We start from the raw sequence: 22,044 nt of genomic DNA on the forward strand, positions 1-22,044 counted from the left end.
AGTCGTCGGGCGGCGCACCGGCGGCATCATGGTGCGATGAATCCGCGTGCGGCGCTGCGTCCGCTGATCGCCGGCACCACCTGGCAGCGAGGCGTGTTCCTGCTGCTCGGCGGGGTGCTCGCCGTGCCGTACGGGGTGCTCGCGGTGACCTTCGCGCAGTTGTTCGGCAGTCCCGAGGTGCCCTGGCCCCTGGTGTTCGTGCTGCTGGTGCCGGCGACCGTGATCGCCGTCGTGCCGGTCTTTCTCCGCGGCAGTCGGGCGCTGGAGATCGCGGCGGTACGCGGGCTGCTCGGTGTCGACCTGCCCGAGCCGGTACCCGGTCGCCGGCTCGATCGGGAGACCCGGCTGCGCGCCGCGCTCTGGATCGGGCTGCACCTGCTCAGCGGCGGGCTGGTGGTGGCCGCCCTGTTCAGCGCGGTGCCGTTGGCGCTGGGGTTCATCCTCGCGCAGACCGGCGTCGACGTCGGGATCACCGAACAGGACGGGTTCGGCCCCCTCGACGGGCGGGACACCGGCTGGCTGAGCGTGGCCGGTGTACTCGTCCTGATCGGACTCGGCTACGCGGTCGCCGGGCTGGGTGCGCTGGCCGCGTCGATGGCACCGACCCTGCTCGGGCCGGCGCCTGCCGAGCGGATCGCCGCGCTGGAAGTCCGGGCCGCGGGGCTGGCGGAACGCAACCGGCTCGCCCGGGAACTGCATGACTCGGTGGGCCACGCGCTGACCGTCGCCACCCTCCAGGCCGGTGCCGCCCGTGAGGTGCTCGACCGTGATCCGGAGTTCGTCCGCCGGGCACTGTCCGCCATCGAGGAGACCGGCCGGCGCGCGATGGACGACCTAGACCACGTGCTCGGGCTGCTGCGGGAGACCGACGAACCCTCGGCCGCCGGTCCGCAGCGGACCCTGGTCGACCTGCCCCAACTGGTCGCCGACACCCGGGCGACCGGCCAGCCGGTACACAGCCAGGTGCACGGTGTGCTGGACGCGCTGCCGCCGGTGGTCTCGCGGGAGGGTTACCGGATCATCCAGGAGGGGCTGACCAACGCGGCCCGGCACGGCCGTGGACCGGTGACGCTGCGGATCGACGTACCGTCCGACGGGTTGGAGATCGAGCTGGTCAACGACCTTCCCCGGCCGGCGCCCGGCGACGTGGCGGGTCCGGCCGGTGGGCGAGGGCTGGTCGGCATGCGCGAGCGGGTGCTGCTGCTCGGCGGTGGGATGACCGCCGGGCCGTCCGGGGACCGGTGGCGGGTGCGGGTGCGGCTGCCGATCGAGGCGGCCGGATGACCATCGGGGTGCTGGTCGTCGACGACGACGAACTGATCCGGATCGGGCTGCGGGCGATCGTCGACGCCCAGCCGGACCTGCGGGTGGTCGCCGAGGCCGCCGACGGCGCGGAGGTGCCGCCGCTGGTCGCCCGGCATCGGCCGCAGGTGGTGCTGATGGATGTGCGGATGCCGGGGATCGACGGCATCCAGGCCACCCGGTCGCTGCTGGCCGCGTCCGCCGACCCACCCCGGGTGCTGGTCATCACCACCTTCGCCAACGACGAGTACGTCTACGACGCGTTGCGCGCCGGCGCGAGCGGCTTCCTGTTGAAGCGGGCCCGCCCGGCCGAGGTGGTGGAGGCGGTACGGGTGGTGGCCCGGGGCGAGTCGCTGCTGTTCCCGGCCGCGATCCGCCGGCTGGTCGGGGCGTACGGTCGGCGGGACGCGGACCGGCTGCGGGCGGCCCGCCTCACCGAACGGGAGGCGGAGGTGCTGCGACTGATGGCGGCCGGACTGTCCAATCCGGAGATCGCCGACCGGTTGGTGGTCGGGGTCGAGACGGTGAAGACGCACGTCGGGAACGTGCTGGCCAAGCTCGGGGTGCGGGACCGCACCCAGGCGGTGATCGCCGCGTACGAGTCGGGGTTCGTGGTCCCCGCCGGCTGACCGCTCCCTCGCCCGGGGGAGCCGGTTCCCCGTCCGGTGGGAGGTTTCCCGACCCGCGCCGGTCGAGGCTGAGGACATGACGACGAAAGCCCCATCGCGGTCGACCGCCACCGGACCGGACCGGCTCCGCCTGTTCACCGCCGGGTGGCTCGGTCTCTGGGCCATCCTCGCCCTGCTCGCCACGATCACCGGTGCCGGCTATCCGCTCGGCGCCAACGACCAGGGCGGTGGCGGGACGAACCTGCTGCGACTGGTCCCGGTGGAGATCGCGCCACCGCTGTTCGCCGTGCTGCTGCTCGCGGCGGCGGTGGCGGCACTGACCATGCGCGACCCCACCATCGAGACTGCGGTCCGCTGGCGGGTGCCGCTGCTGGGCTTCGGTTGGGCGGTGGCCTTCGTGCTCGCCGTCGTGGTGCCGGACGCACGGGTGCTGATCATGCTCGGGTACGCCCCGATCCTGCTGTTCGGCGCGCCGTTCGGCTGGCCGGACGTGGACTACGCCCAAGTCTTCACCTGGGCGCTGGCCGTGAAGGTCGCGGCGATGATCGGCGGGCTGCTGCTCGGCCGGCTGGTGCTCCGCTGGCAGCGACGTACCGCCGATGCCTGCGCGGCGTGCGGCCGGGCCGCCACCGAGGCGGGTTGGGCGAGCCCGGCGTCCGCGGCCCGCTGGGGCCGCATGGCGGCGTACCTGGCGGCGGCCGTCCCCGCCGGCTACGCCCTGACGCGGTTCGCCTGGGCGGCCGGCGTACCGTTCGGCATCTCCACCGAGATGCTCGCCGACATGCAGCGCACCGGCCTCGTCTGGGGCGGCGCGGCGCTGGGCGCGTTCGCGCTGGTCGGTGCGGTCCTCACCCTCGGTCTGGTGCAGCGCTGGGGCGAGCGGTTCCCGCGCTGGATGGTGGGGCTGGCCGGGCGGCCGGTGCCGGTGCGGCTGGCCGTGGTGCCGGCGGGCCTGGTGGCGCTTGCGGTCACCGCGGCAAGCCTGGGATTCCTGAGCAACCCGCAGTTCTGGGCGTTGACCGGCGAGCTGAGCATGACCACCGCTCCGATGCTGTTCTTCCCGCTCTGGGGGCTGGCGCTCGGCGCGGCAACGTACGCGTACCACCTGCGCCGCCGAGGTGTGTGCGGTCACTGCGGCCGAGGGTGAGCCGCTGGTCGGCCGGCCCGCACGGGGGTCGGGCCGGCCGACCAGCATCGCGGGCGGGTGGCCTCGGATCGGGCCGGCCGCCCCGCCCTCAGGTTTCCGGCAGGTCGCGGGCGTAGCAGACGGAGAGCGGTTCGCCCAGGTAGGGGCCGAAGTTGTCGATGCGCCGGTAACCCTCGCGCTCGTAGAAGCGCATCGCGTCGGGCTGGGCGGTGCCGGTCTCCAGTACCAGGGTGCGTACGCCGGCGGTGCGGGCCTCGCCCTCTAGGGCGTGCAGGATGGCGACCGCCACACCGGTGCCCCGGGCCGGCGGGGTGACGTACATCCGTTTGATCTCGGCGCGGCCGGGCGCGAGGAACCGCAGGCCGCCGCAGCCCACAGCGGTGCCGTCGGGGTCGCGGGCGACCAGGAAGACGCTCACGGTCTCGGCGGTGGGTGGTGCTCCCGGCTCGTGGTCGTCGGAGCCGTAGCGGGCGTCGAGTTCGGTCCGCTGCGCGGCGCGTAGCCGCGCGGCGTCGGTCGACTCCCACGGCTCGTGGTCGATGGAGACCATGGCACTTCCTTCCCCCGTGTCCCGGAACACGCGATACCGTACCCGGCGTTCTGCGACGGTCTTTGAAAGCTGCGGTGGCGCGCTAGCGTTGGGCGGGTGACTGCATCCCCGGTAACTCCGGTGCCGCCGGCCGACCTGCCGGGCACGCTCGGCGCGCTGCGCGCGGCCGGCCACCCGTACCGCACCGTCAAGCAGGAGCTGCGCGACAACCTGCTGGCCCGCCTGCGCGACGGCCGGCCACGGTTCACCGGCATCGTCGGCTACGACGACACCGTGCTGCCCGAGGTGGAGCGGGCGCTGCTCGCCGGGCACGACATGGTGCTGCTCGGCGAGCGGGGCCAGGGCAAGACCCGGCTGATCCGGTCGCTGGTGACGTTGCTGGACGAATGGACCCCGGTGATTCCCGGCTCGGTGCTCAACGAGCACCCGCTGCACCCGGTCACCCCGGCAGCACTGGCGCTGGTCGCCGAGGCCGGCGACGACCTGCCCATCGGTTGGCTGCACCGCTCGATGCGGTACGGCGAGAAGCTGGCCACCCCGGACACCAGCGTCGGCGACCTGATCGGCGACGTCGACCCGATCCGGCTTGCCCAGGGGCGCACCCTCGGCGACCCCGAGACGATCCACTTCGGGCTGGTGCCGCGTACCAACCGGGGCATCTTCGCGGTCAACGAGCTGCCGGATCTGGCCGAGCGGATCCAGGTGGCGTTGCTCAACGTGCTGGAGGAGCGGGACATCCAGGTCCGTGGCTACCAGCTGCGGCTGCCGCTGGACCTGCTCCTGGTGGCCAGCGCCAACCCGGAGGACTACACGAACCGGGGGCGGATCATCACCCCGCTCAAGGACCGGTTCGGCGCCGAGATCCGTACCCACTATCCGACCGACCTGGAGCTTGAGCTGGAGCTGATCCGGCAGGAGGCCGACCTGGTCGCCGAGGTTCCGGAGCATGTGCTGGAGGTGCTCGCCCGGTTCGCCCGCGCGGTGCGCGAGTCGCCGTCGGTGGACCCGCGCTCGGGTGTCTCCGCCCGGTTCGCCATCGCCGCCGCCGAGACGGTCGCCGCCGCCGCGCTGCGCCGGGCCGGCCTGCTCGCCGCGTCGCGCGACCGCGACGAGGTGTTAACAGGGGCCCCCTCCTCTACCGCAGGCGTTAACAAGGTGCCCTTCCTTACCCCGGTAGCGCGGGTGGGCGACGCCGTGTCCGTGACCTCCACGCTGCGCGGCAAGGTGGAGTTCGAGAGCGGCGAGGAGGGCCGGGAGATCGAGATCCTCGGTCACCTGCTGCGCACCGCGACCGCCGAGACGTTCCGGGCCCGGCTGGCGGGGTTGGACCTGTCCGGCTTCACCGCGCTGGTCGACGACGGCAAGGCGATCGAGACCGGCGAGCTGGTGCCGGCCGCCGAGCTGCTGCGCCAGGTGGGGACCGTACCCGGCTTGGCCAAGGTGCTCGACCGGCTCGGCATCGGCGACGCGCCCAGCCCCGGGCAGGCGGCGGCGGCCGTCGAGTTCGTGCTGGAGGGACTGCACCTGAACCGCCGGCTGGGCAAGGACGTGACCGATTCGGGTCGCACCCGCTACGGCGGCCGGGACTGAGCATGGCCGGCAACCGGTTCCGGTACGGGCAGTGGCGCGGCGGCCCCGACCCGCTGGCCCCGCCGTACGACGTGCAGGCCGCCGTCGATCAGGTCGGCGCGGAGGTGTTGACCGGCGGCAGCCTGCGCGACGCGCTGCGGGATCTGCTGCGTCGGGGCCCACAGGGGCGGGGCGGGCTGGACGGGCTGACCGCCCGCGCCCGCCGGCTGCGGCGGGAGGCGCTGCGTCGAGGCGACCTGGACGGCGCGGTGACCCGGGCCCGCGCTCTGCTCGACCAGGCGCTGGCCGCGGAGCGGGACGAGCTGGCCGGCCGCCAGGACGAGGCGGCCCGGTTCGCCGAGACGGTGCTGGGAAACCTGCCCCGCTCCACGGCACAGGCGGTGCGGGAGCTCTCCGGCTACCAGTGGGCCAGCGACGAGGCCCGGCAGACCTACCAGCGGATCCTCGGCGGGCTGCGGGAGGACGTGCTCGGCCAGCGCTTCGCCGGACTGCGCGACTCGGCGCGGCTGACGGCCGACCCGGCGGTGCAGGAGCGGGTGGCCGAGATGATGCGGGACCTGAACGCCCTGCTGGCCCGGCACGCCCGCACGGAGGACACCACCGACGCGTTCGCCGAGTTCATGCGCCGGCACGGCGAGTTCTTCCCGGAACGGCCGCGTGACGTCGATGAGCTGATCGACCTGCTCGCCCGGCGGTCGGCGGCCGGGCAGCGGCTGCTGAACTCGCTGTCGGAACGGCAGCGCGAAGAGTTGGCCGGCCTGATGCGCGAGTCGCTCGGCGACCGGCTCGCCGGTGAACTGGCCGCGCTGGAGGGCAACCTGCGGGCGCTGCGGCCCGAGCTGCCCTGGGGGCGGGGCGAGCGGATGCAGGGCGGCCAGCCGCTCGGTTACGGCGAGGCGACCGGGGCGCTCGACGAGGTCGCCGAGCTGGACGACCTGCTCGACCAGTTGGGCCAGGCGCATCCGGGGGCGACCCTGGACGACATCGACGTCGACGCGGTCGCCCGGACGCTGGGCCGCGACGCCGCCGACGACGTACGCCGGCTCCGGGAGCTGGAGCGTGAGCTGCGTCGACAGGGCTGGGTGACCCGCGACACCGAGGGCCTCACGTTGAGCCCGAAGGCGTTGCGCCGGCTCGGCGGCACCGCGCTGCGGCAGGTCTTCGCCGAGCTGACCGCCGGCCCGCGAGGTCGACACGACCTGCGTTCGGCCGGGGCGGCCGGCGAGGTCAGCGGCGCCTCCCGGCCCTGGGAGTACGGCGACGAGCAGCCGCTGGACGTGGTGCGGACGTTGACCCGGGCGGTCTCCCGGGCCGGCCCGGGAGTGCCGGTGCAGCTGGCTGTGGAGGACTTCGAGGTCGTCGAGACCGAGCGGCGGGCGTCGGCGGCGGTCGCGCTCTGCGTCGACCTGTCGTACTCGATGATCTCGCAGGGGCGGTGGGGGCCGATGAAGCAGACCGGGCTGGCCCTGGCCCACCTGATGGCGACCCGGTTCCCGCAGGACGCGTTGCAGATCATCGGGTTCGGTCGGCGGGCGGCCACGCTGACCCAACAGGAGTTGGCCGGGGTCGAGCCGGACATGACGCAGGGCACCAACCTGCAGCACGCGTTGCGGCTGGCCGGACGGCACCTGCGTCGCCACCCGGACGCCGAGCCGGTGGTGCTGGTGGTGACCGACGGGGAACCGACCGCCCATCTCGACCCGGACGACGGCGAGGCGGTGTTCCACTGGCCGTCGCTGCCGGAGACGGTGCAGGCGACGATCCGGGAGGTGGACCGGCTCGGCCGGTACGGGGCGACCCTGAACCTCTTCATGCTCGGTGACGACCCCGGGCTACGCCGCTTCGTCGACGCGGTGGCCCGCCGCAGTGGTGGCCGGGTCTTCACACCGGACGCCGACGACCTCGGCGAGTACGTGGTCAGCGACTACCTGCGGGCCCGCCGGGGTCGCCGCTAGGCTCCGCCGACCGATGCGCTAGAGGCGGAAGATCCGCACGATCAATGGCGTGTCGATAAGGGTGTGGGGTGCGATGGCGTGATACGCCCACAGGTGGACCCAGGCATTCCCGGTCCGTGTCGTGAGGAACGTCTTGAACGCGCCGGGCATGGTGTAGACGAGCAGGACCAGTCCGATCGAGGTGACGGCCTCGCCCAGGCTGGTGAAGCGAACCCAGGCGTCGCCGAGATGCAGGGCGGCGTAGGTGAGTCCACCCAGGATGACGGCGCCGGGGGTGCCGACCAGCCGGACGAGTCTCGGCACCAGGATGGCCTGGACGAAGACCAGGGTCGGTAGGCCGGTGCCCAGGAGGTACAGCACAAAGGTCAGCGGTACGCCCAGCGCCAGCTGGCGGCCGTCGAGAGCGAGGATCGCGGCGCTGAGACCGAGGAGCTGGGTGAGGCTTCCGGCCGCCAGGATGATCACGACGATCAGGGTGTCGCGGCGACGGTTCGTCGAGCGCAGGCAGAGCTGCGTGGAGCTGTAGCGGCGGCGGAACCAGAGGAAGGGCGCGACGGCGAAGGCGGTGAAGTTGTACGTGGCCCAGCCGATCGTCTCCGCCACACCGATGTGGTCCTCGGTGCCGACCAGGGTCCCGGCCAGGTGGAAGCTGATCGGGTGCCAGCCGAGGGCGTGCCCGAGCGCCACGCCCAGCAACTGTGCCAGCAGCCCGTAGAGCAGCAGGGCCAGCGTCTCGAAGCGGGCGACCGGATGGGCCGGTGCGCGGTCCGCGATCGCCGGAGCGGATCTTCGGGTGAGCAGCCAGACGATCGCCGCCAGGACGACGACCTCGACGGCGGCGCTGACGCCGATCAGCCCCAGATCTATTTGATACGAGTGTGTCATAAAGATTATTTAACACGGTCGTGTTATAAAGGTCCATGCCCAAAGTCGTGGATGCCGCTGCCCGTCGGGTGGAGCTGGCCGAGGCCGTCTGGCGGGTGGTGCGCCGCGGCGGCCTGGCCCACGCCTCGGTGCGGAACGTGGCGCTGGAGGCTGGTTTGTCGACCGGCTCGTTGCGCCATTCGTTCGGCTCCCAGTCCGAGTTGACGCTCTTCGCCATGCGGCTGGTCGCCGAGCGGATCCAGGCCCGGGTCGAGGCGGTCGGGGTCACCGGCGACCCGCAGGAGGTCGCCGGCCGCATGATCGAGGAGATGCTGCCGCTCGACGAGGACAGGCTGGCCGAGTGCCAGGTCTGGCTCTCCTTCTCGGCTCAGTCGGTGGTGGATCCGCAGCTCGGAGCCCTCCGGGAGGAGATGCACGGGCTGCTGTGGCACGCCTTCAGGTCAATGGTGGCCCGGGTCGCCGGTCCGGGTGCGGACCAGGGGCTGGAGGCGCGCCGCCTCTACGCCCTGGTCGACGGACTCATCCTGCACACGGTCCTGCACGGCGAGGACCCCGCCGGGGCCCGCTCCGTGATCCGCGCGCACCTCCGGCAGCTCGCCGACCCGACTCGTCGACCGTGAGCACACCCGGGAGCCGGCCCGGAGCCGACGGGGCGGTCGGCTGACTCACTGCAAGGCCCAGCGCTGGGCCGGGTTGCCGTCGCAGGGCGCCTGGACGATGTCGGTGCCGGCGTCGGCGCCACCGTCGCGGACCTGTGCGCACTTGCCGCTGTGCGCGGCCACCACCAGGGTCGCGCCGTCGACCGGCTGGAGCCGCCACTGCTGGTTGCCCTCGCCGTGGCAGCCGAACTGCTGCAACCGGGCACCGTCGTCGCCGCTGCCACCCTCGACGTCGAGGCACTGGTTGTGCGCGGCGTTGGTCAGCGTCACCGTCTCCGGGCCGAAGGCGGTGACCACCCACTGCTGCTCCGGTCCGCCGCTGCACTCGGCCAACTTGGCGACGGCCCGCTCGCCGTCGCCGTCGAGGCCGAGGCAGCGGCCCGAGCCGACGCCACGGAACACCTTCGGTCCGGCGATCGCGTCCGGGTCGGCGCTGGGGGAGGGCGAGGGGCTCGGCTCGGCTGATGTGGTGCTCGGCTCCGGCTCGCTCCCGGTCGGGCTCGGCTGCGCCGGTGGCGGGCTGGGCGCGGCCACCGTCGGTGCCGGTGCCGGTTCGCCGCCACCGAGCACCCCGGCGGCGAACAACACCCCGGCCAGTACGCCGACCAGCCCGACCGCCAGCGCCGCGATCAGCAGCGGGTCGTGGCGCGGCCCGGCCCGACGGGTGCCGTAGACGGTGCCCGATCCATCGGTTTCCGACATGCCGGCATCCTGTCCCACAACGGCCGGCACCAGCCAGCCACCCCCGGCGGACATCCCCACACGGACTGCCGTGACGCGTACAGTGATCCCATGCACGCCGTGCGTGATCATGACCTGGCGGTGGCCCAGCTGCGACGGTCGTACGCTGCGGTGCCACCTGGTCAGCCGGTGCGGCTGGCCAAGCGCACCTCCAACCTGTTCCGCCCCCGCAACGCCCCCACCACAGGGCTCGACGTCAGCGGGCTCAGCGGTGTGCTGGGCGTCGATCCGGTCGCCCGCACCGCCGACGTGCAGGGCATGTGCACCTACGAACGGCTGGTCGACGCGACCCTCGCGCACGGCCTGATGCCGCTGGTGGTGCCGCAGTTGCGCACCATCACCCTGGGCGGGGCGGTGACCGGGCTGGGCATCGAGTCGACCTCGTTCCGCAACGGCCTGCCGCACGAGTCGGTGACCGAGATGGACGTGCTCACCGGCGCCGGGGAAGTGGTCACCGTCCGGCCGGAGGGTGAGCACGCCGACCTTTACGCGGCCTTCCCCAACTCGCTGGGCAGCCTCGGTTACGCCACCCGGCTGCGCATCGAGCTGCAACCGGTCCGCCGATACGTGGCGCTGCGCAACCTGCGGTTCGGCAACCTGACCGAGCTGACCGACGCGATCGCCGAGATCACCGCCACCGGCTCCTGGGCCGGCGTGAGCGTCGACGCGATGGACGGGGTGATGTTCAGCACCGACGAGGCGTACCTCGTGCTGGCGAGCTTCACCGACGACGTGCCGGCGGTCTCCGACTACACCGGCCAGGACATCTACTACCGCTCGCTGCGTCGGCGGCAGGACGACGCGCTGAGCACCCACGACTACCTGTGGCGCTGGGACACCGACTGGTTCTGGTGCTCCGCCGCGTTCGGCGCGCAGCATCCCGTGGTGCGTCGGTTGTGGCCGGCGCGGTGGCGGCGCAGCGACGTCTACCACCGCATCGTCCGCCTGGAGCACCGGCACCAGGTGGCCGGCCGGATCGACCGGTGGCGGGGCCAGCCGGCCCGGGAGCGGGTCGTGCAGGACGTGGAGGTCCCGCTGGAGCGCACCGCCGAGTTCCTGCACTGGTTCGCCCGGCGGGTGGGGATGACGCCGGTGTGGTTGTGCCCGCTGCGGCTGCGTGAGCCGGCGGGCGCCGGATCGGCCCGGTCCTGGCCGCTGTACCCGATGCGGCCGGGGCAGGACTACGTCAACATCGGGTTCTGGGGGAGCGTGCCGATCGCCGAGGGCGCCACCGACGGTGACGTCAACCGGGAGATCGAGCGCGCGGTGTCGGAGGCGGGCGGGCACAAGTCGCTCTACTCCGACGCGTACTACGACCGGGATTCCTTCGACCGGCTCTACGGCGGCGACACGTGGCGTGCCGTCCGGGACCGGTACGACCCGGCGCATCGGCTGACCGGACTGTACGAAAAGGCGGTTGCACGAGCATGAGCCTTACCGACCGAAGCCAGGGGGCGGCCGGCGCTCCCGCCACGCCGCCCCCGGGGGGCCGGCGGAGTGGCCCGACTGTGGCGGACATCGTCCGAGCGTTGACCGCAGGCCCGCTGCCGGTACGCGTGCGCGGGTACGACGGCAGCGCCATCGGCCCGGCCGACGCCGGGATAACCCTGTCGATCCGATCCGAGCGGGGTTTGTCGTACCTGCTCACCGCCCCGGGCGACCTGGGCATGGCGCGGGCCTACGTCAGCGGGGACCTGGATTTGGAGGGCGTGCACCCGGGCGACCCGTACGAGGCGTTGCAGGTGCTCAAGGACGTGCGGGTACGGCCGCCGGCGTTGACCGAGGGGCTGGCGCTGGCCCGGGGGCTGGGCTGGGAGCGGCTGGTGCCGCCACCGGCGCCGCCGCAGGAGGCGCTGCCGCGCTGGAAGCGGATCCTGGGCGGCCTGCGGCACTCGCGAAGCCGCGACAGCAGCGCCATCCTGCACCACTACGACGTGTCGAACGCCTTCTACGAGAAGGTGCTCGGCCCGTCGATGACGTACACCTGCGCGGTGTTCCGCAGCCCGGACGACACCCTGGAGCAGGCGCAGGCGACCAAGTACGACCTGGTGGCCGGCAAGCTCGCGCTGCGGCCGGGGATGCGGCTGTTGGATGTGGGCTGCGGCTGGGGCGGCATGGTCCGGCACGCCGCCCGCGAGTACGGCGTCAAGGCGCTCGGGGTGACGTTGTCCCGGGCGCAGGCGCAGTGGGCGCAGGCGGCGATCGAGCGGGAGGGGCTGTCCGAACTGGCCGAGGTGCGGCACCTGGACTACCGCGACGCACCGCGCGAGCAGTTCGACGTGGTCTCCTCGATCGGGTTGACCGAGCACGTCGGGGTGCGCAACTACCCGAGCTACTTCGGGTTCCTGCGGGACCGGCTGCGTCCGGAGGGACGGCTGCTGAACCACTGCATCACCCGGGCGGACAACCGGGCGCCGCACCGGTCGGGCGCGTTCATCGACCGGTACGTCTTCCCGGACGGGGAGTTGGCCGGGCCGGGCCGGGTGATCGGGGAGATCCACGACGCGGGGCTGGAGGTGCACCACGAGGAGAACCTGCGCCAGCACTACGCGCTGACCCTGGCCGCCTGGTGCCGCAACCTCGTGCGGCACTGGGACTTCTGCGTCTCCGAGGTGGGTACGGCCACGGCCCGGGTGTGGGGTCTCTACATGGCCGGGTCGCGGCTGGCGTTCGAGCGCAACGGCATCCAGCTGCATCAGGTGCTGGCGACGCGCAACGGGCCGGACGCGGTGAGCGGCTATCCGCTACGTCCGGACTGGCTGCCCTGAGCTGAGTCGACGAAGGCCGCGCCGGATTTTCCGGCGCGGCCTTCGTCGACCCGATTGACAAGCAAGTTTTTTACGTACAAACTTGTTTTGCCATGAAGGATGTCCTGTACCTGGAACAGATCGAGCAGGCCGAGGTGCTGCTGAAGCCGCAGCGCGTCGAGATCCTGCGGCAGCTGGCCGAGCCACGCACCTGCACCGCGGTGGCCGCCCGGCTGGAGCAGACGCCGCAGCGCGTCTACTACCACGTCAAGCAACTCGTCGCGGCCGGGCTGGTCGAGCAGGTCGACCAGCGCAAGGTCCGCGGCATCACCGAGGGCATCTACCAGGCGGCCGCCCGGTCGTACTGGCTCTCGCCCCGCCTGGTGGGGCGGATCGGACTGCGCCGGGCCCGCGACGAGCTGAGCCTGGGCTACCTGCTGGACCTGATGGAGGAGGTCCAGGCAGACGTCGCCGCCCTGGACCGCACCGCGCCGGAGCTGCCCTCGATCGGCGTCGCCGGTGAGATCCGGGTGCCCGCCGAGCGTCGGCAGGAGTTCCTGCACGACCTGCAGTCCGCGCTGCAGGACCTGTTCTCCCGCTACGGCGGCGCCGAAGGTGACGCCTTCAAGCTCGCCGTGGCCTGCTACCCGAAAGGGACCGACAATGACTGACCCGATGATCCTGGCCGCCCGATTCGCCGCGCCCGTCGCGCGGGTCCGCCAGGCGCTGACCGACCCGGCCGAGCTACGCGTCTGGCTGGCCGAGCACGCCGAGGTCGACCTGCCCGAGCGGTACGAGTTCTGGGGCCGCTACACGCCGGAGGGCGACGCCCCACACCAACGGCTGCTGCACGCCGACGACAACCGGCTGCGCCTGGGCTGGCTGCTCGACGGCGTGGAGACCACCACCGAGATCACCCTGCGCCCGGACGGACCGGACGCCACCGTGCTGACCCTGTCGCAGACCCACTTCGACTTCGCGGACGTGGTCAACGGCACCAGCATCCGGGGCGTCCTCCAGACCTACTGGGCCCTGGCGATCGCCAACCTCGAAGCCCACCTGGCCGGCAAGCCGCTGCTGCCGAAGACCGACTTCACCGCCACCGACTTCCGGGGCGAGATGGTGATCGCCGCGCCGGCCGACAAGGTGTGGCAGTCGCTCACCGACTCCGAGCAGGCCAGCGCCTGGTTCGGCTACCCCATCGGGATCGAGCCCTGGGTCGGTGGCCGGTACGCCATGGGTGGCTTCGACAGCGGCTATGCGGCCAAGGTGGTCGACCTTGAGCCCGGCCGGCGGATGTCCGTCGACTGGGGACCGCCCGGCGTCACCAGCTGGGAGCTGGCCGAGTCCGAGGGACGGACGAAGCTGACCTTCGTGCAGAGCGGCTTCGACGAGCAGAACCCGCCCTACGCGGCCTGGTCCGGCACGGTCTCCGGGCTGGCCGAGCTGCGGCGCTTCCACGAGGTACCGGACTGGCAGCCGATCTGGCTGCCGGAGGAGATGGCCACCACGGCTGGTTGAGTCCACCCGGGCGGGGGCCCGACCCTGATCACCCGATGATCTCGGCCGGGCCCCGCAGGGCGAGGGTGTTGACGCGGGTGCCGGGCCGCTGACGCGGCTATCGTGGCGTGTCGTGACGAGCAGCGAGCAGCGACTGGCCACGATCCGGGGTGCGGTGCCCCCGCAACGGCACAACGCCCGCACCATCGCGGCACTGACCGGCAACCCGGGCTGCACCCGCCGGGCGGTCCTCGACGGCGCGGGAGTGGACAAGCCGCTGCTGGCCGAGCGGGTCGGCTTCCCGGCCCGGTTCGGGCAGTCCCGGTTCGCCATCACCCGGGGCAACGTGTTCGAGGCGCAGGTGAAGGCCGACGGCGGTGTCGAGCTGCTGCGGCTGGTCGCCGAGCGGTTGGGTGTACCGGTGCCGGCGGCGGCGAGCTGGACGGACCTCGGCGACGGCGACGATCCGGCCGGCCGGGCACGACGCTCGGCCGCCCTGCTGACCGAGGCCCTGCCACCCGCCCCCACCGACCACGACGAGCCGGCGGCGCTGTTCGACCACCCGATGCTCGGGTTGGAGGTCGCCGGCCAGCGGGTGCACCTGGAGCCGGACCTGGTGGCCGCGCGGCTGGCCGGCCGGTTCCACGTCGTGGAGATCAAGTCGTTCCCGGTGATCGACGGGCAGGCCGATCCGGCGAAGCTGGCCGCCGCGGCGGTGCAGTCCGCCGTCTACGTGCTGGCCCTGCGGGAACTGCTCGCCGCACAGAGCGTTGATCCCCAACTGGTGTCGCCCGAGGTGGTGCTGGTCTGCCCGCGCGACTTCACCAACCAGCCGGTGGCGCACCTGCTCGACGTCCGCAAGCAGTTGCTGGTGGTGCGCCGGCAACTGGACCGGATGGACCGGCTCGACACGCTGCTCACCGACGTGCCGGCGGACTTCACCGCCGACCCCGCTGCCGACCCGGAGACCCTGGCCGGCTCGCTGGCCCAGGTGCCGGCCCGATACGCCCCCGAGTGCCTGGCCAGCTGCGAGCTGGCGTACTTCTGCCGGCACGAGGCGCGCGGACAGACCGGCGCCCTCGGACGCCCGGTCCGCGAGGCGCTCGGCGGGATCGCCGACCTCGACGAGGTCCTGGCGCTCGCCGGTGGGCAACGCGCCGCCGACCCGGAGCAGGAGGAGGCCGCCGCCCTGCTGCGCGCCGCCGCCCGCCTACGCGCCGACGCCCTCACGGCGACGGCATGAGCGAGCAGAAATGAGTACGCTGCGGGCGTTTGCGGCGGCGCAGGCCCTTGCCGCCGGGGCCGCCCAGCCGGTGGCCACCGTCCGGCATCTGCACCTGTCGAGGCGGCCCCTGGTGCTGATACCGCTGTCGATGGCCGGCGAGGCGAACGCCCCCCTCGCCGCGATGGTCGGGTCGGCACCCGGCGATGGTCGACTGCTGATCGTGCCGCAGCCCCGCAACCGGGACCAGCGGTTCGCCTTCGCCACCGAGCTGGCCGCCACCCTGCTGCCGTACGTGGACGCGCACCGCACCGGCACCGAGGCGGTCTCCGTCGACCGGGGCCGGGACGTGCGGTACCGCTACCTCGACGCGCCGCAGCTGCTGGTGCCGAACCCCGCCGGGGTGACGTTCCTGCGGCTGCTCGGCCGCTCCACCCGCTTCCGCCGGATCGACGGCGAATATCCGGTGCCGCCGCAGGTGCCGCTGCTGGGCCGCTGGCTGACCTTCTTCGCCGAACGGGCCGAGCACCCCGGCTCGTCGGCGCTGGTGGCGATGACGCAGGCGTTGACGCTGCACTGGGCGACCGGCCAGAGCGCGGTGGAGGACCTGCACCTGCCGGCGCTGCTGAGCTGGATCGCCCCGCCGGCCGGGCTCTCCGGCGCCGAGGCGGCGGCCCGGGCCGAGGACCCTTCGGTCTGCCCGCCGGCCGGGCCGGCCACCGACCCCGAGTTCGACAACCAGCTGCTGGCCCCGGCCATCGAGGCGTACGCCGCCGCCGATGACGAGACGGCGCGCGTCGAGGCGTACGCGCAGCTGGAAGGGCTGCTGCGGGACCAGCTGACGCCCACCTGGGAGCTGATGTGGCGCGGCCTGGGACTGCTGCGGGCGCTGGAGCCGGGGGCCCGGGTGTCCGGGCGGTGGGACGGCGACCGGGACGCCTTCACCGCATACGCGGACCACCTTGCCGACGGCGGCGCGCCCCAGCCGCGCCGCGACGGCGCGGTCGCCGCCGCCGCCCGGCTGCACCGCCTGGAGCGGGCGGCGGAGACCTACGCGGTGCAGCGCGCCTACGACGATCCGCTGGTGATGGCGGAGCACCGGCTGACCGGGGAGGCGTTCGTCGGCGAGGTGGTCCTGGCCGACCCGACCCGGGTGGACGACAGCGGCCGACGGCCGGTGCTGCGCCCGCGGATCCAGTTGGTGACCACCGAACCGGTGCTGGTGCCGGTCGGCGCGAGCATGTCCAGCCCGACCCGACCCGGGCAGAAGGCGCGGGTGGTCTTCGTGACCCCGGCGGCCGACGGCAAGGTCGAGGTGGTGCTGGAGCTGTCCGGCGGAATGGGGCGCGGCCTGACGGCCACCCCGGGCAGCGTGCCGGAGGTGGGGCAACGGCTCTGCTACACCACGCTGAGCGAGGCATACGTGCCCGGCGGGGCGTTCCCAGCAGTGGAGGAGACCCCGTGGACGCACGGCGGCCCCCCTGCCGCGGGCCCGGCGGCCGACAGCGCCACCGACGGTGCGGCTGGCGGTGCCCTCAGGGTTGCTGCTGAGCTGAAGCCTGAGCCTGAACCCGACGAGGAATGGGCCTGAGCCCACCTCAACCTGCCACTCGTCACGCATCGTGGCCGGAGTCCACTCCGGCGGGTGGTGTCCGGGAGACGGTGCCGCAGACGGATGCGGATGGACGGTACGGCCGTCAGGGTGTGGACTTGCATACTGCCGGATCTGGCGGGGCGGTTGCACGCGTGGCTAGGCTTTCGGGGTTTACCAGGGCCGGTCCTCGCCGCCGAGGGTGTACGCACGAGAGAGAGCCGGAGCGATCGCTGTGTCGCGAAGGGACATCGGACAGGCTGCCGCGCGGTTGCCCCGGAAGGACCGGGCCGGTCGCGTGGGGTTGGTGGGTGCCGGTGCCGTCGTCGCATTCGAGGCACTGTGGCTGGTGCTGGGTCTGCCCGCCGGCGCCCTGGTCAGCGACCTGGGTGCGATCACCGTGGCCGGCTGGGCAGGGGTGGCCTGCGTCGGGGCCGCCCGTCGGCATCCGGTGCCGTTGCGGCGGTTCTGGCTGCTGTTGGCGGCCACCATGGCGTTGTCGTTGGCCGGGCGGGCACTGTGGACGTCGCAGCGGCTGCTCGGTGAGAGCCTGCCGCACACGTTGCCGATCGGGCTGATCTTCGCGGCCAGTCTGCTGACCGGCACCGGCGCCCTGCTCTGCTGGGTCACCGCGCCGCGTACCACGGTCGGCCGGTTGCGGACCCTGCTCGACGGAGTGATCGTCGGGCTGGCGCTGATCCCGATCGGCTGGCTGCTGATCTTCCGCAACGTGACGATGGCGGACCTCGACGAGCCGCTGCGCACCGCTGGCCTGCTCTACCCGATGTTCGACCTGATGCAACTCACCATCCTGGTCGCGGTGGTCGGCCCGGGCCGGCCGGCGGGGCGGCCGATGGCGCTGCTCGGGGTGAGCCTGACGGTACGCGCGATAGCCGACGCGGTGTACGTCTCGCTGGTGGCCGCCGGCACCTACCAGCTCGGCACCCCGGTCGACGTGCTCTGGCCGCTGAGCTACCTGCTGATCGTGGTGGCGACCCGGATGTCGCCGCCGCAGTACGACGATGGTGCCGAGGAGGCCAGCGACGTCCCACTGCCGCCGTGGTGGCGGGTGGTGCTGCCATACCTGCCGGTGGCCGGGGCGATCGTGGCGACCATGCTGGCCCGCGACGCCAGCGGGCACACCCCGCTGCCGATCTTCCTGGCGATGATGGCGCTGCTGGCGACGCTGGCGCTGCGGCAGGGGCTGGCGGCGAACGAGAATCTGCGGCTGGTGGCCCGGCTGCGGCAGCTCGCCTATGTCGACCAGCTCACCGGGCTGCCGAACCGGTTGGCGTTCATCCGCCGCCTGCGCGGCGCCCTGCGAGGGGCGAACCGGGTCGCGGTGCTGCTGCTGGACCTGGACGGGTTCAAGCAGGTCAACGACCGGTTCGGGCACACCACCGGCGACACGCTGCTGTCCGGTCTGTCACGGCGGATGCGCCGGGCGGTCGGCGACGACGGGATGATCGCCCGGATCGGCGGCGACGAGTTCGCCGTGCTGGTCACCGGCGGGCGGCCGGCGACGCCGGAGCGACTGGCCGAGCGGCTGCTGGCGGCGCTGCAACCGTCGCCCGGCGAGGAGTTGGTCGGGGTGCACCCGTCGGCCAGCATCGGCATCGCCGAGTACGGGCCGCAGCACATCTCGCACACGGATCTGCTGCGCGATGCGGACATCGCCATGTACGCGGCGAAGGCGGCCGGGAAGTCCGCGTACCGACGGAGCACGCAGGCGCTGCGGGAGTCGGCGGTGAGCCGGGCGGAGCTGATCGCCGACCTGCGGCGGGCGGTCGACGAGGAGCAGTTGCACCTGGAGTTCCAGCCGATCGTGGATCTGGCCACCGGGGTGGTACGCAGCGCGGAGGCGCTGGTGCGGTGGCGGCATCCCCGGCTGGGCGTGCTCTCCCCGGCGCGGTTCCTGCCGCTGGCCGAGGAGACCGGGCTGATCCTGCCGATCGACCGGTGGGTGATCCACGAGGCGTGCCGGGCGGCGGCCACCTGGCAGGAGCGGGGCCCGTCGGCGACGGTGGCGGTGAACATCGCCGCGGCGCACCTGCGCCGGCCCGACCTGATCGCCACCGTCACCGAGGCCACCGCGGGGGCTGGGCTGGCACCACGGGCGCTGACCCTGGAGCTGACCGAGTCGGCCCTGATCGAGGGCAGCGACGCGGTGCTGGATCGGCTGAGTCAGCTGCGCGAACTGGGCATCCGGATCGCCATCGACGACTTCGGCACCGGGTACTCGTCATTGAGCTACCTGCACCGGATTCCGGCGACCGAGCTGAAGATCGACCGGTCGTTCGTGGCCCGGATCCCCGAGGACACCCGGGCGTACGCGACGGTGGAGATGGTGACCCGGCTGGCCGGCGCGTTCAACCTGGGCGTGGTGGCCGAGGGGGTGGAGACCGAACGGCAGCACGACGCGGTGGCCGCGATCGGCTGCGTGCAGGGGCAGGGCTACCGGTACGGTCGCCCGGCCGCGCTCGCCGAGCTGCGTAGCGTCCTGGCGAAGTCCGGCCCGTCGGGGGTGACCGACGTCGCAGAATCGGGCTTGACCCTCACGTAACGGCAGGCGGGAGCGTGGTTCCCAGGAAGGGAGGGAACCATGGCTTACACCGTGGGTCAGGTGGCCAGGCTCGCCGGTGTGACGGTCCGGACGCTGCACCACTACGACGAGATCGGGTTGCTGACGCCGAGCGGGCGCAGCGGTGCGGGATACCGCCGCTACTCCGAGGCGGACCTGGAGCGGTTGCAGCTGGTCCGGTACTACCGCGAGCTGGGGTTCCCGCTGGAAGAGATCGCCGTGATCCTCGACGACCCGGCGAGCGACCCCGGCGCCCACCTGCGCCGGCAGCACGAGCTGCTGACGGTGCGGATCAAGCGCCTGCAGGAGATGGTCGCGGCGATCGAGTTCGCGATGGAGGCGAGCAAGTTGGACATCAAACTGACCCCGCAGGAACGCTTCGAGGTGTTCGGCGACTTCGAGCCGGAGGCACACGCCGAGGAGGCGGAGCAGCGATGGGGCGGCACTGACGCGTACCGGGAGTCGAACCGGCGGGCGTCGAGCTACACCAAGCAGGACTGGCTGCGGATCAAGGGCGAGAACGAGGACTGGGGGCGGCGGATGATCGCGCTGCTGGCCTCGGGCGCGCCCGCGGACGGGCCGGCGGCGAGGGAGTTGGCCGAGGAGCACCGGCAGCAGATCAGCCGCTGGTTCTACGAGTGCTCGTACGAGATCCACACCGGGTTGGCCGACATGTACCTGGCCGACGAGCGGTTCACCGCACACTACGAGGCGATGGCGCCGGGGCTGGCCGAGTACCTGGCCGAGGCGATCCACGCCAACGCCATCACCCGCGCCTGACGTCGATCGGGGTGGCCCGGCGACCGGCGGGGCCACCTCGATCGGGGTCGATCGGCGAGCGCGGATCGTCGGACCGGGGGAGTATGACTGGCGTGTCAGATCCCCTGATCTTCGGAGGTACGCAGTGTTGATCGTCGCCGGCACGCTCTACGTCGACCCGGCGGAGCGGGACGACTACCTGGCCACCTGTGCCGAGATCGTCCGGCAGGCCCGGCAAGCGCCCGGCTGCCTCGACTTCTCCATCAGCGCGGACCTGATCGAGCCGGCGCGGATCAACGTCTACGAGCGGTGGGAGTCCGACGAGCACCTGATGGAGTTCCGTGGCTCCGGCCCGGAGCCGGAGCAGCAGGTGGCGCTCGTCGGCGCCGAGGTCCACAAGTTCCTGATCGGTGCGGTCGAGTCACCCTGATTTTCGGGTAGGTGCGCCGGTGGTCGGCGCACCGAAACCGCCTTATCGCCCCTTTTAGTCCACCGATCGGGTAATTAGCCCCGTATTGGCCGTGTCCATGGTGGTGCTCGCAGCCGTTAACACTGTGACACCCCATCTGGTGGCCTGCGGTTGGTGGCATGCGCGGCGAAGGAGTCGGCGTGGCGAGGACTGATTCGACGGGTTCGACATGGCGGTACCGGTGGGCGCGCCGGCAGAACGAGCGCCGACTGCGGTTGTTCCGCAGCGCCGAGGGAACGTGGCGGCGACGCGACGAGGAGCTGCGCCGACTGCGTACGCTCGCCGAACAGTGTCACGGTTCGGCCGGAGCGGGCGACGGCCTCCCGTTGGAGCTGGCCGCCGACGAGGTCGTGCTCCGGGTGGTGCCGGGCGGGCAACTGGTCGAGATGCGACACACCGCCGTGCTGCCCGCCCCGGATCTGACCGTTGCCGCGCAGACCGGCCGGCTCCGTCAGCGCATCCCCGAGGGGGTGCGGGTCATCGACGCCGGCATGGCAGTGATCACCAACCGGCGGTTGGTCCTGCTCGGCGGGCGTGGCCGGCGCGACTGGGCGTACGGGCGGATGACCGGTCTGGCGCACGACCCGCACGCGTCGGTCACCCTGCTCCAGGTGCTGGACCGGCGGGCCGTCTCCGGGGTGCTGCTGCGCCCCGATGCGGCGGCCGAGTTCCGCTTCGTGCTCACCCTGGCCTTCGCCGACGCCATCGAGCAGCGGCAGGCGGTCATCGACCAGCTCGACGAGCTGATCGCCGAGCACGCCCGGCTGCGCCCGTCCCGCCCTGGCATCGCCACCCCCGGGCAGGCCCGGCTGTTGGCGCTGATCCCCGGCGGCCGACGCACTGCGGTGGTCGCCGCCGCCCTCGCCGTGATGGTGCCGGTGGCCCTGGCGAACTCCGGGCCGTCGGATCCGACCCGCTCGGAGACCGCGGTCGCTGCCACCCCGGCACCGGCCGCCGGCAACGCGTCGAAGTCGCCCCGCGCGACCGACTCACCGAAGCCACGCCGCACCAGCCCGGCACCGGAGCGACGCTGCGGCGCCCCCACCAACCCGATGGGGTACGACTTCTGTGGCGGGGAGCGGATCCGCGAACCCGCGCGTGCGGTGTGCGACCATTTCGACTGCGTGCCCGGATTCTGGGAGGGCCGCGGCTACCTGGTGCAGTGCGAGGACGGGAAGGTCAGCCTGGCCGGCGGCAGCTCTCGGGCCTGCGGGGCGCACGGCGGCGTGCGCCGCACGGTCTCGGCCTGACCCGCACCCAGGCCCGGTGGCGAAGCCCTCGACCGAGGACCCCTAGCCGGGTGTGTGACAGACCGCCTCGACGTTGTTGCCGTCCGGGTCGCGGACGAACGCGCCGAAGTAGTCGGCGTGGTATTCCGGCCAGACGCGGGGCTCGTGCAGCACCTGCGCGCCGGCGGCCACCGCCGCGTCGTGGAAGGCCCGGACTGCGGTCCGGTCGGGTGCGGTGAAGGCGATGTGGCTCTCCTGCCCGGCACCTTCGGCGGGGGCCGGGCTGAGCCAGAAGTCCGGTTTGTCACTGCCGTAGCCGACGGCCTCCGGGTACTGCAGCATCCGCCGGGCGCCGAGCGCGGCGAGGACCGCGTCGTAGAACGTGATGCTGGCGTCGAGGTCACGGACCTGGATGCCGAGATGGTCGAGCATCTGCTGCCTCCGGCGGGACGGGAAGATTCGGACGAAGCAGAGGCTAGGACCCGGGT

At 72.8% G+C, this 22,044-nt stretch carries 20 protein-coding genes; 16 read left to right on the forward strand and 4 right to left on the reverse strand.

Annotated elements, in window-relative coordinates:
• The first annotated feature begins 36 nt into the window (after nt 1-36).
• The 3 genes from BMY89_RS22885 (at nt 37) to BMY89_RS22895 (ending at nt 3,078) form a co-directional block, all read left to right on the forward strand.
• Nucleotides 37-1,284, forward strand: a complete 1,248-nt coding sequence (locus tag BMY89_RS22885; protein WP_092382116.1) for a sensor histidine kinase — start codon at nt 37-39, stop codon at nt 1,282-1,284.
• Nucleotides 1,281-1,931 (forward strand): response regulator transcription factor, encoded by a 651-nt coding sequence (locus tag BMY89_RS22890; RefSeq protein ID WP_092382117.1) that lies wholly within the window; start codon nt 1,281-1,283, stop codon nt 1,929-1,931. Before BMY89_RS22885 ends, BMY89_RS22890 begins: the two co-directional genes overlap by 4 nt.
• Nucleotides 1,932-2,007: 76 nt before the next feature.
• Complete coding sequence (locus BMY89_RS22895; protein WP_092382118.1) at nt 2,008-3,078, forward strand: hypothetical protein; 1,071 nt, start codon at nt 2,008-2,010, stop codon at nt 3,076-3,078.
• A gap of 88 nt (nt 3,079-3,166) precedes the next feature.
• On the opposite strand, the gene BMY89_RS22900 is transcribed toward BMY89_RS22895, so the two are convergent.
• On the reverse strand, nt 3,167-3,628 hold the full coding sequence (locus tag BMY89_RS22900; RefSeq protein WP_092382119.1) for a GNAT family N-acetyltransferase: 462 nt from the start codon (nt 3,626-3,628) through the stop codon (nt 3,167-3,169).
• Nucleotides 3,629-3,724: 96 nt separating this feature from the next.
• On the opposite strand from BMY89_RS22900, the gene BMY89_RS22905 reads away from it, so the two are divergent.
• Nucleotides 3,725-5,218 (forward strand): magnesium chelatase ATPase subunit I, encoded by a 1,494-nt coding sequence (locus BMY89_RS22905; RefSeq protein ID WP_092382120.1) that lies wholly within the window; start codon nt 3,725-3,727, stop codon nt 5,216-5,218.
• Nucleotides 5,219-5,220: 2 nt separating this feature from the next.
• Nucleotides 5,221-7,173, forward strand: coding sequence for a vWA domain-containing protein (locus BMY89_RS22910; protein ID WP_092382121.1), 1,953 nt, complete (start codon nt 5,221-5,223; stop codon nt 7,171-7,173).
• A gap of 18 nt (nt 7,174-7,191) precedes the next feature.
• Here BMY89_RS22910 and BMY89_RS22915 read toward each other — a convergent pair whose 3' ends face one another.
• The gene (locus BMY89_RS22915) at nt 7,192-8,058 is read right to left on the reverse strand and encodes a hypothetical protein (protein ID WP_092382122.1); all 867 of its coding nucleotides are present in this window, start codon (nt 8,056-8,058) and stop codon (nt 7,192-7,194) included.
• 35 nt (nt 8,059-8,093) lie between these two features.
• Here BMY89_RS22915 and BMY89_RS22920 point away from each other — a divergent pair, with 35 nt between their 5' ends.
• Entirely contained in the window at nt 8,094-8,678 is a 585-nt protein-coding gene (locus BMY89_RS22920) for a TetR/AcrR family transcriptional regulator (RefSeq protein WP_092382123.1), read from the forward strand.
• A 45-nt stretch (nt 8,679-8,723) separates the two neighbouring features.
• On the opposite strand, the gene BMY89_RS22925 is transcribed toward BMY89_RS22920, so the two are convergent.
• Nucleotides 8,724-9,419, reverse strand: coding sequence for an RICIN domain-containing protein (locus BMY89_RS22925; protein WP_092382254.1), 696 nt, complete (start codon nt 9,417-9,419; stop codon nt 8,724-8,726).
• Nucleotides 9,420-9,509: 90 nt separating this feature from the next.
• On the opposite strand from BMY89_RS22925, the gene BMY89_RS22930 reads away from it, so the two are divergent.
• The 10 genes from BMY89_RS22930 to BMY89_RS22975 all read left to right on the forward strand — a co-directional run bounded on the left by BMY89_RS22930 (nt 9,510) and on the right by BMY89_RS22975 (nt 21,577).
• Nucleotides 9,510-10,889, forward strand: coding sequence for an FAD-binding oxidoreductase (locus tag BMY89_RS22930; protein ID WP_092382124.1), 1,380 nt, complete (start codon nt 9,510-9,512; stop codon nt 10,887-10,889).
• Nucleotides 10,886-12,226 (forward strand): class I SAM-dependent methyltransferase, encoded by a 1,341-nt coding sequence (locus tag BMY89_RS22935; RefSeq protein ID WP_092382125.1) that lies wholly within the window; start codon nt 10,886-10,888, stop codon nt 12,224-12,226. The genes BMY89_RS22930 and BMY89_RS22935 overlap by 4 nt, the downstream gene beginning before the upstream one ends.
• Before the next feature lie 92 nt (nt 12,227-12,318).
• Nucleotides 12,319-12,876, forward strand: coding sequence for a winged helix-turn-helix domain-containing protein (locus BMY89_RS22940; protein ID WP_092382126.1), 558 nt, complete (start codon nt 12,319-12,321; stop codon nt 12,874-12,876).
• Nucleotides 12,869-13,726 (forward strand): SRPBCC family protein, encoded by an 858-nt coding sequence (locus tag BMY89_RS22945; protein ID WP_092382127.1) that lies wholly within the window; start codon nt 12,869-12,871, stop codon nt 13,724-13,726. Before BMY89_RS22940 ends, BMY89_RS22945 begins: the two co-directional genes overlap by 8 nt.
• A gap of 112 nt (nt 13,727-13,838) precedes the next feature.
• Nucleotides 13,839-14,948 carry a hypothetical protein gene (locus BMY89_RS22950; protein ID WP_092382128.1) on the forward strand — a complete coding sequence of 370 codons (1,110 nt, stop codon included), beginning with the start codon at nt 13,839-13,841 and terminating at the stop codon, nt 14,946-14,948.
• 10 nt (nt 14,949-14,958) lie between these two features.
• Nucleotides 14,959-16,518 carry a hypothetical protein gene (locus BMY89_RS22955; protein ID WP_232521500.1) on the forward strand — a complete coding sequence of 520 codons (1,560 nt, stop codon included), beginning with the start codon at nt 14,959-14,961 and terminating at the stop codon, nt 16,516-16,518.
• 307 nt (nt 16,519-16,825) lie between these two features.
• On the forward strand, nt 16,826-19,081 hold the full coding sequence (locus tag BMY89_RS22960; protein ID WP_232521501.1) for a putative bifunctional diguanylate cyclase/phosphodiesterase: 2,256 nt from the start codon (nt 16,826-16,828) through the stop codon (nt 19,079-19,081).
• Between the two features lie 39 nt (nt 19,082-19,120).
• Complete coding sequence (locus BMY89_RS22965) at nt 19,121-19,879, forward strand: MerR family transcriptional regulator (RefSeq protein ID WP_092382129.1); 759 nt, start codon at nt 19,121-19,123, stop codon at nt 19,877-19,879.
• A 124-nt stretch (nt 19,880-20,003) separates the two neighbouring features.
• Nucleotides 20,004-20,288, forward strand: coding sequence for a putative quinol monooxygenase (locus BMY89_RS22970; RefSeq protein WP_092382130.1), 285 nt, complete (start codon nt 20,004-20,006; stop codon nt 20,286-20,288).
• Nucleotides 20,289-20,467: 179 nt separating this feature from the next.
• Nucleotides 20,468-21,577 (forward strand): hypothetical protein, encoded by a 1,110-nt coding sequence (locus BMY89_RS22975; RefSeq protein WP_092382131.1) that lies wholly within the window; start codon nt 20,468-20,470, stop codon nt 21,575-21,577.
• A gap of 42 nt (nt 21,578-21,619) precedes the next feature.
• Here the strand turns inward: BMY89_RS22975 and BMY89_RS22980 are convergent, their stop codons facing one another.
• Nucleotides 21,620-21,988, reverse strand: a complete 369-nt coding sequence (locus BMY89_RS22980) for a VOC family protein (protein ID WP_092382132.1) — start codon at nt 21,986-21,988, stop codon at nt 21,620-21,622.
• Between the last annotated feature and the right edge of the window lie 56 nt (nt 21,989-22,044).

It is taken from the genome of Micromonospora phaseoli (assembly GCF_900109115.1).
Taxonomy (GTDB): domain Bacteria; phylum Actinomycetota; class Actinomycetes; order Mycobacteriales; family Micromonosporaceae; genus Micromonospora; species Micromonospora phaseoli.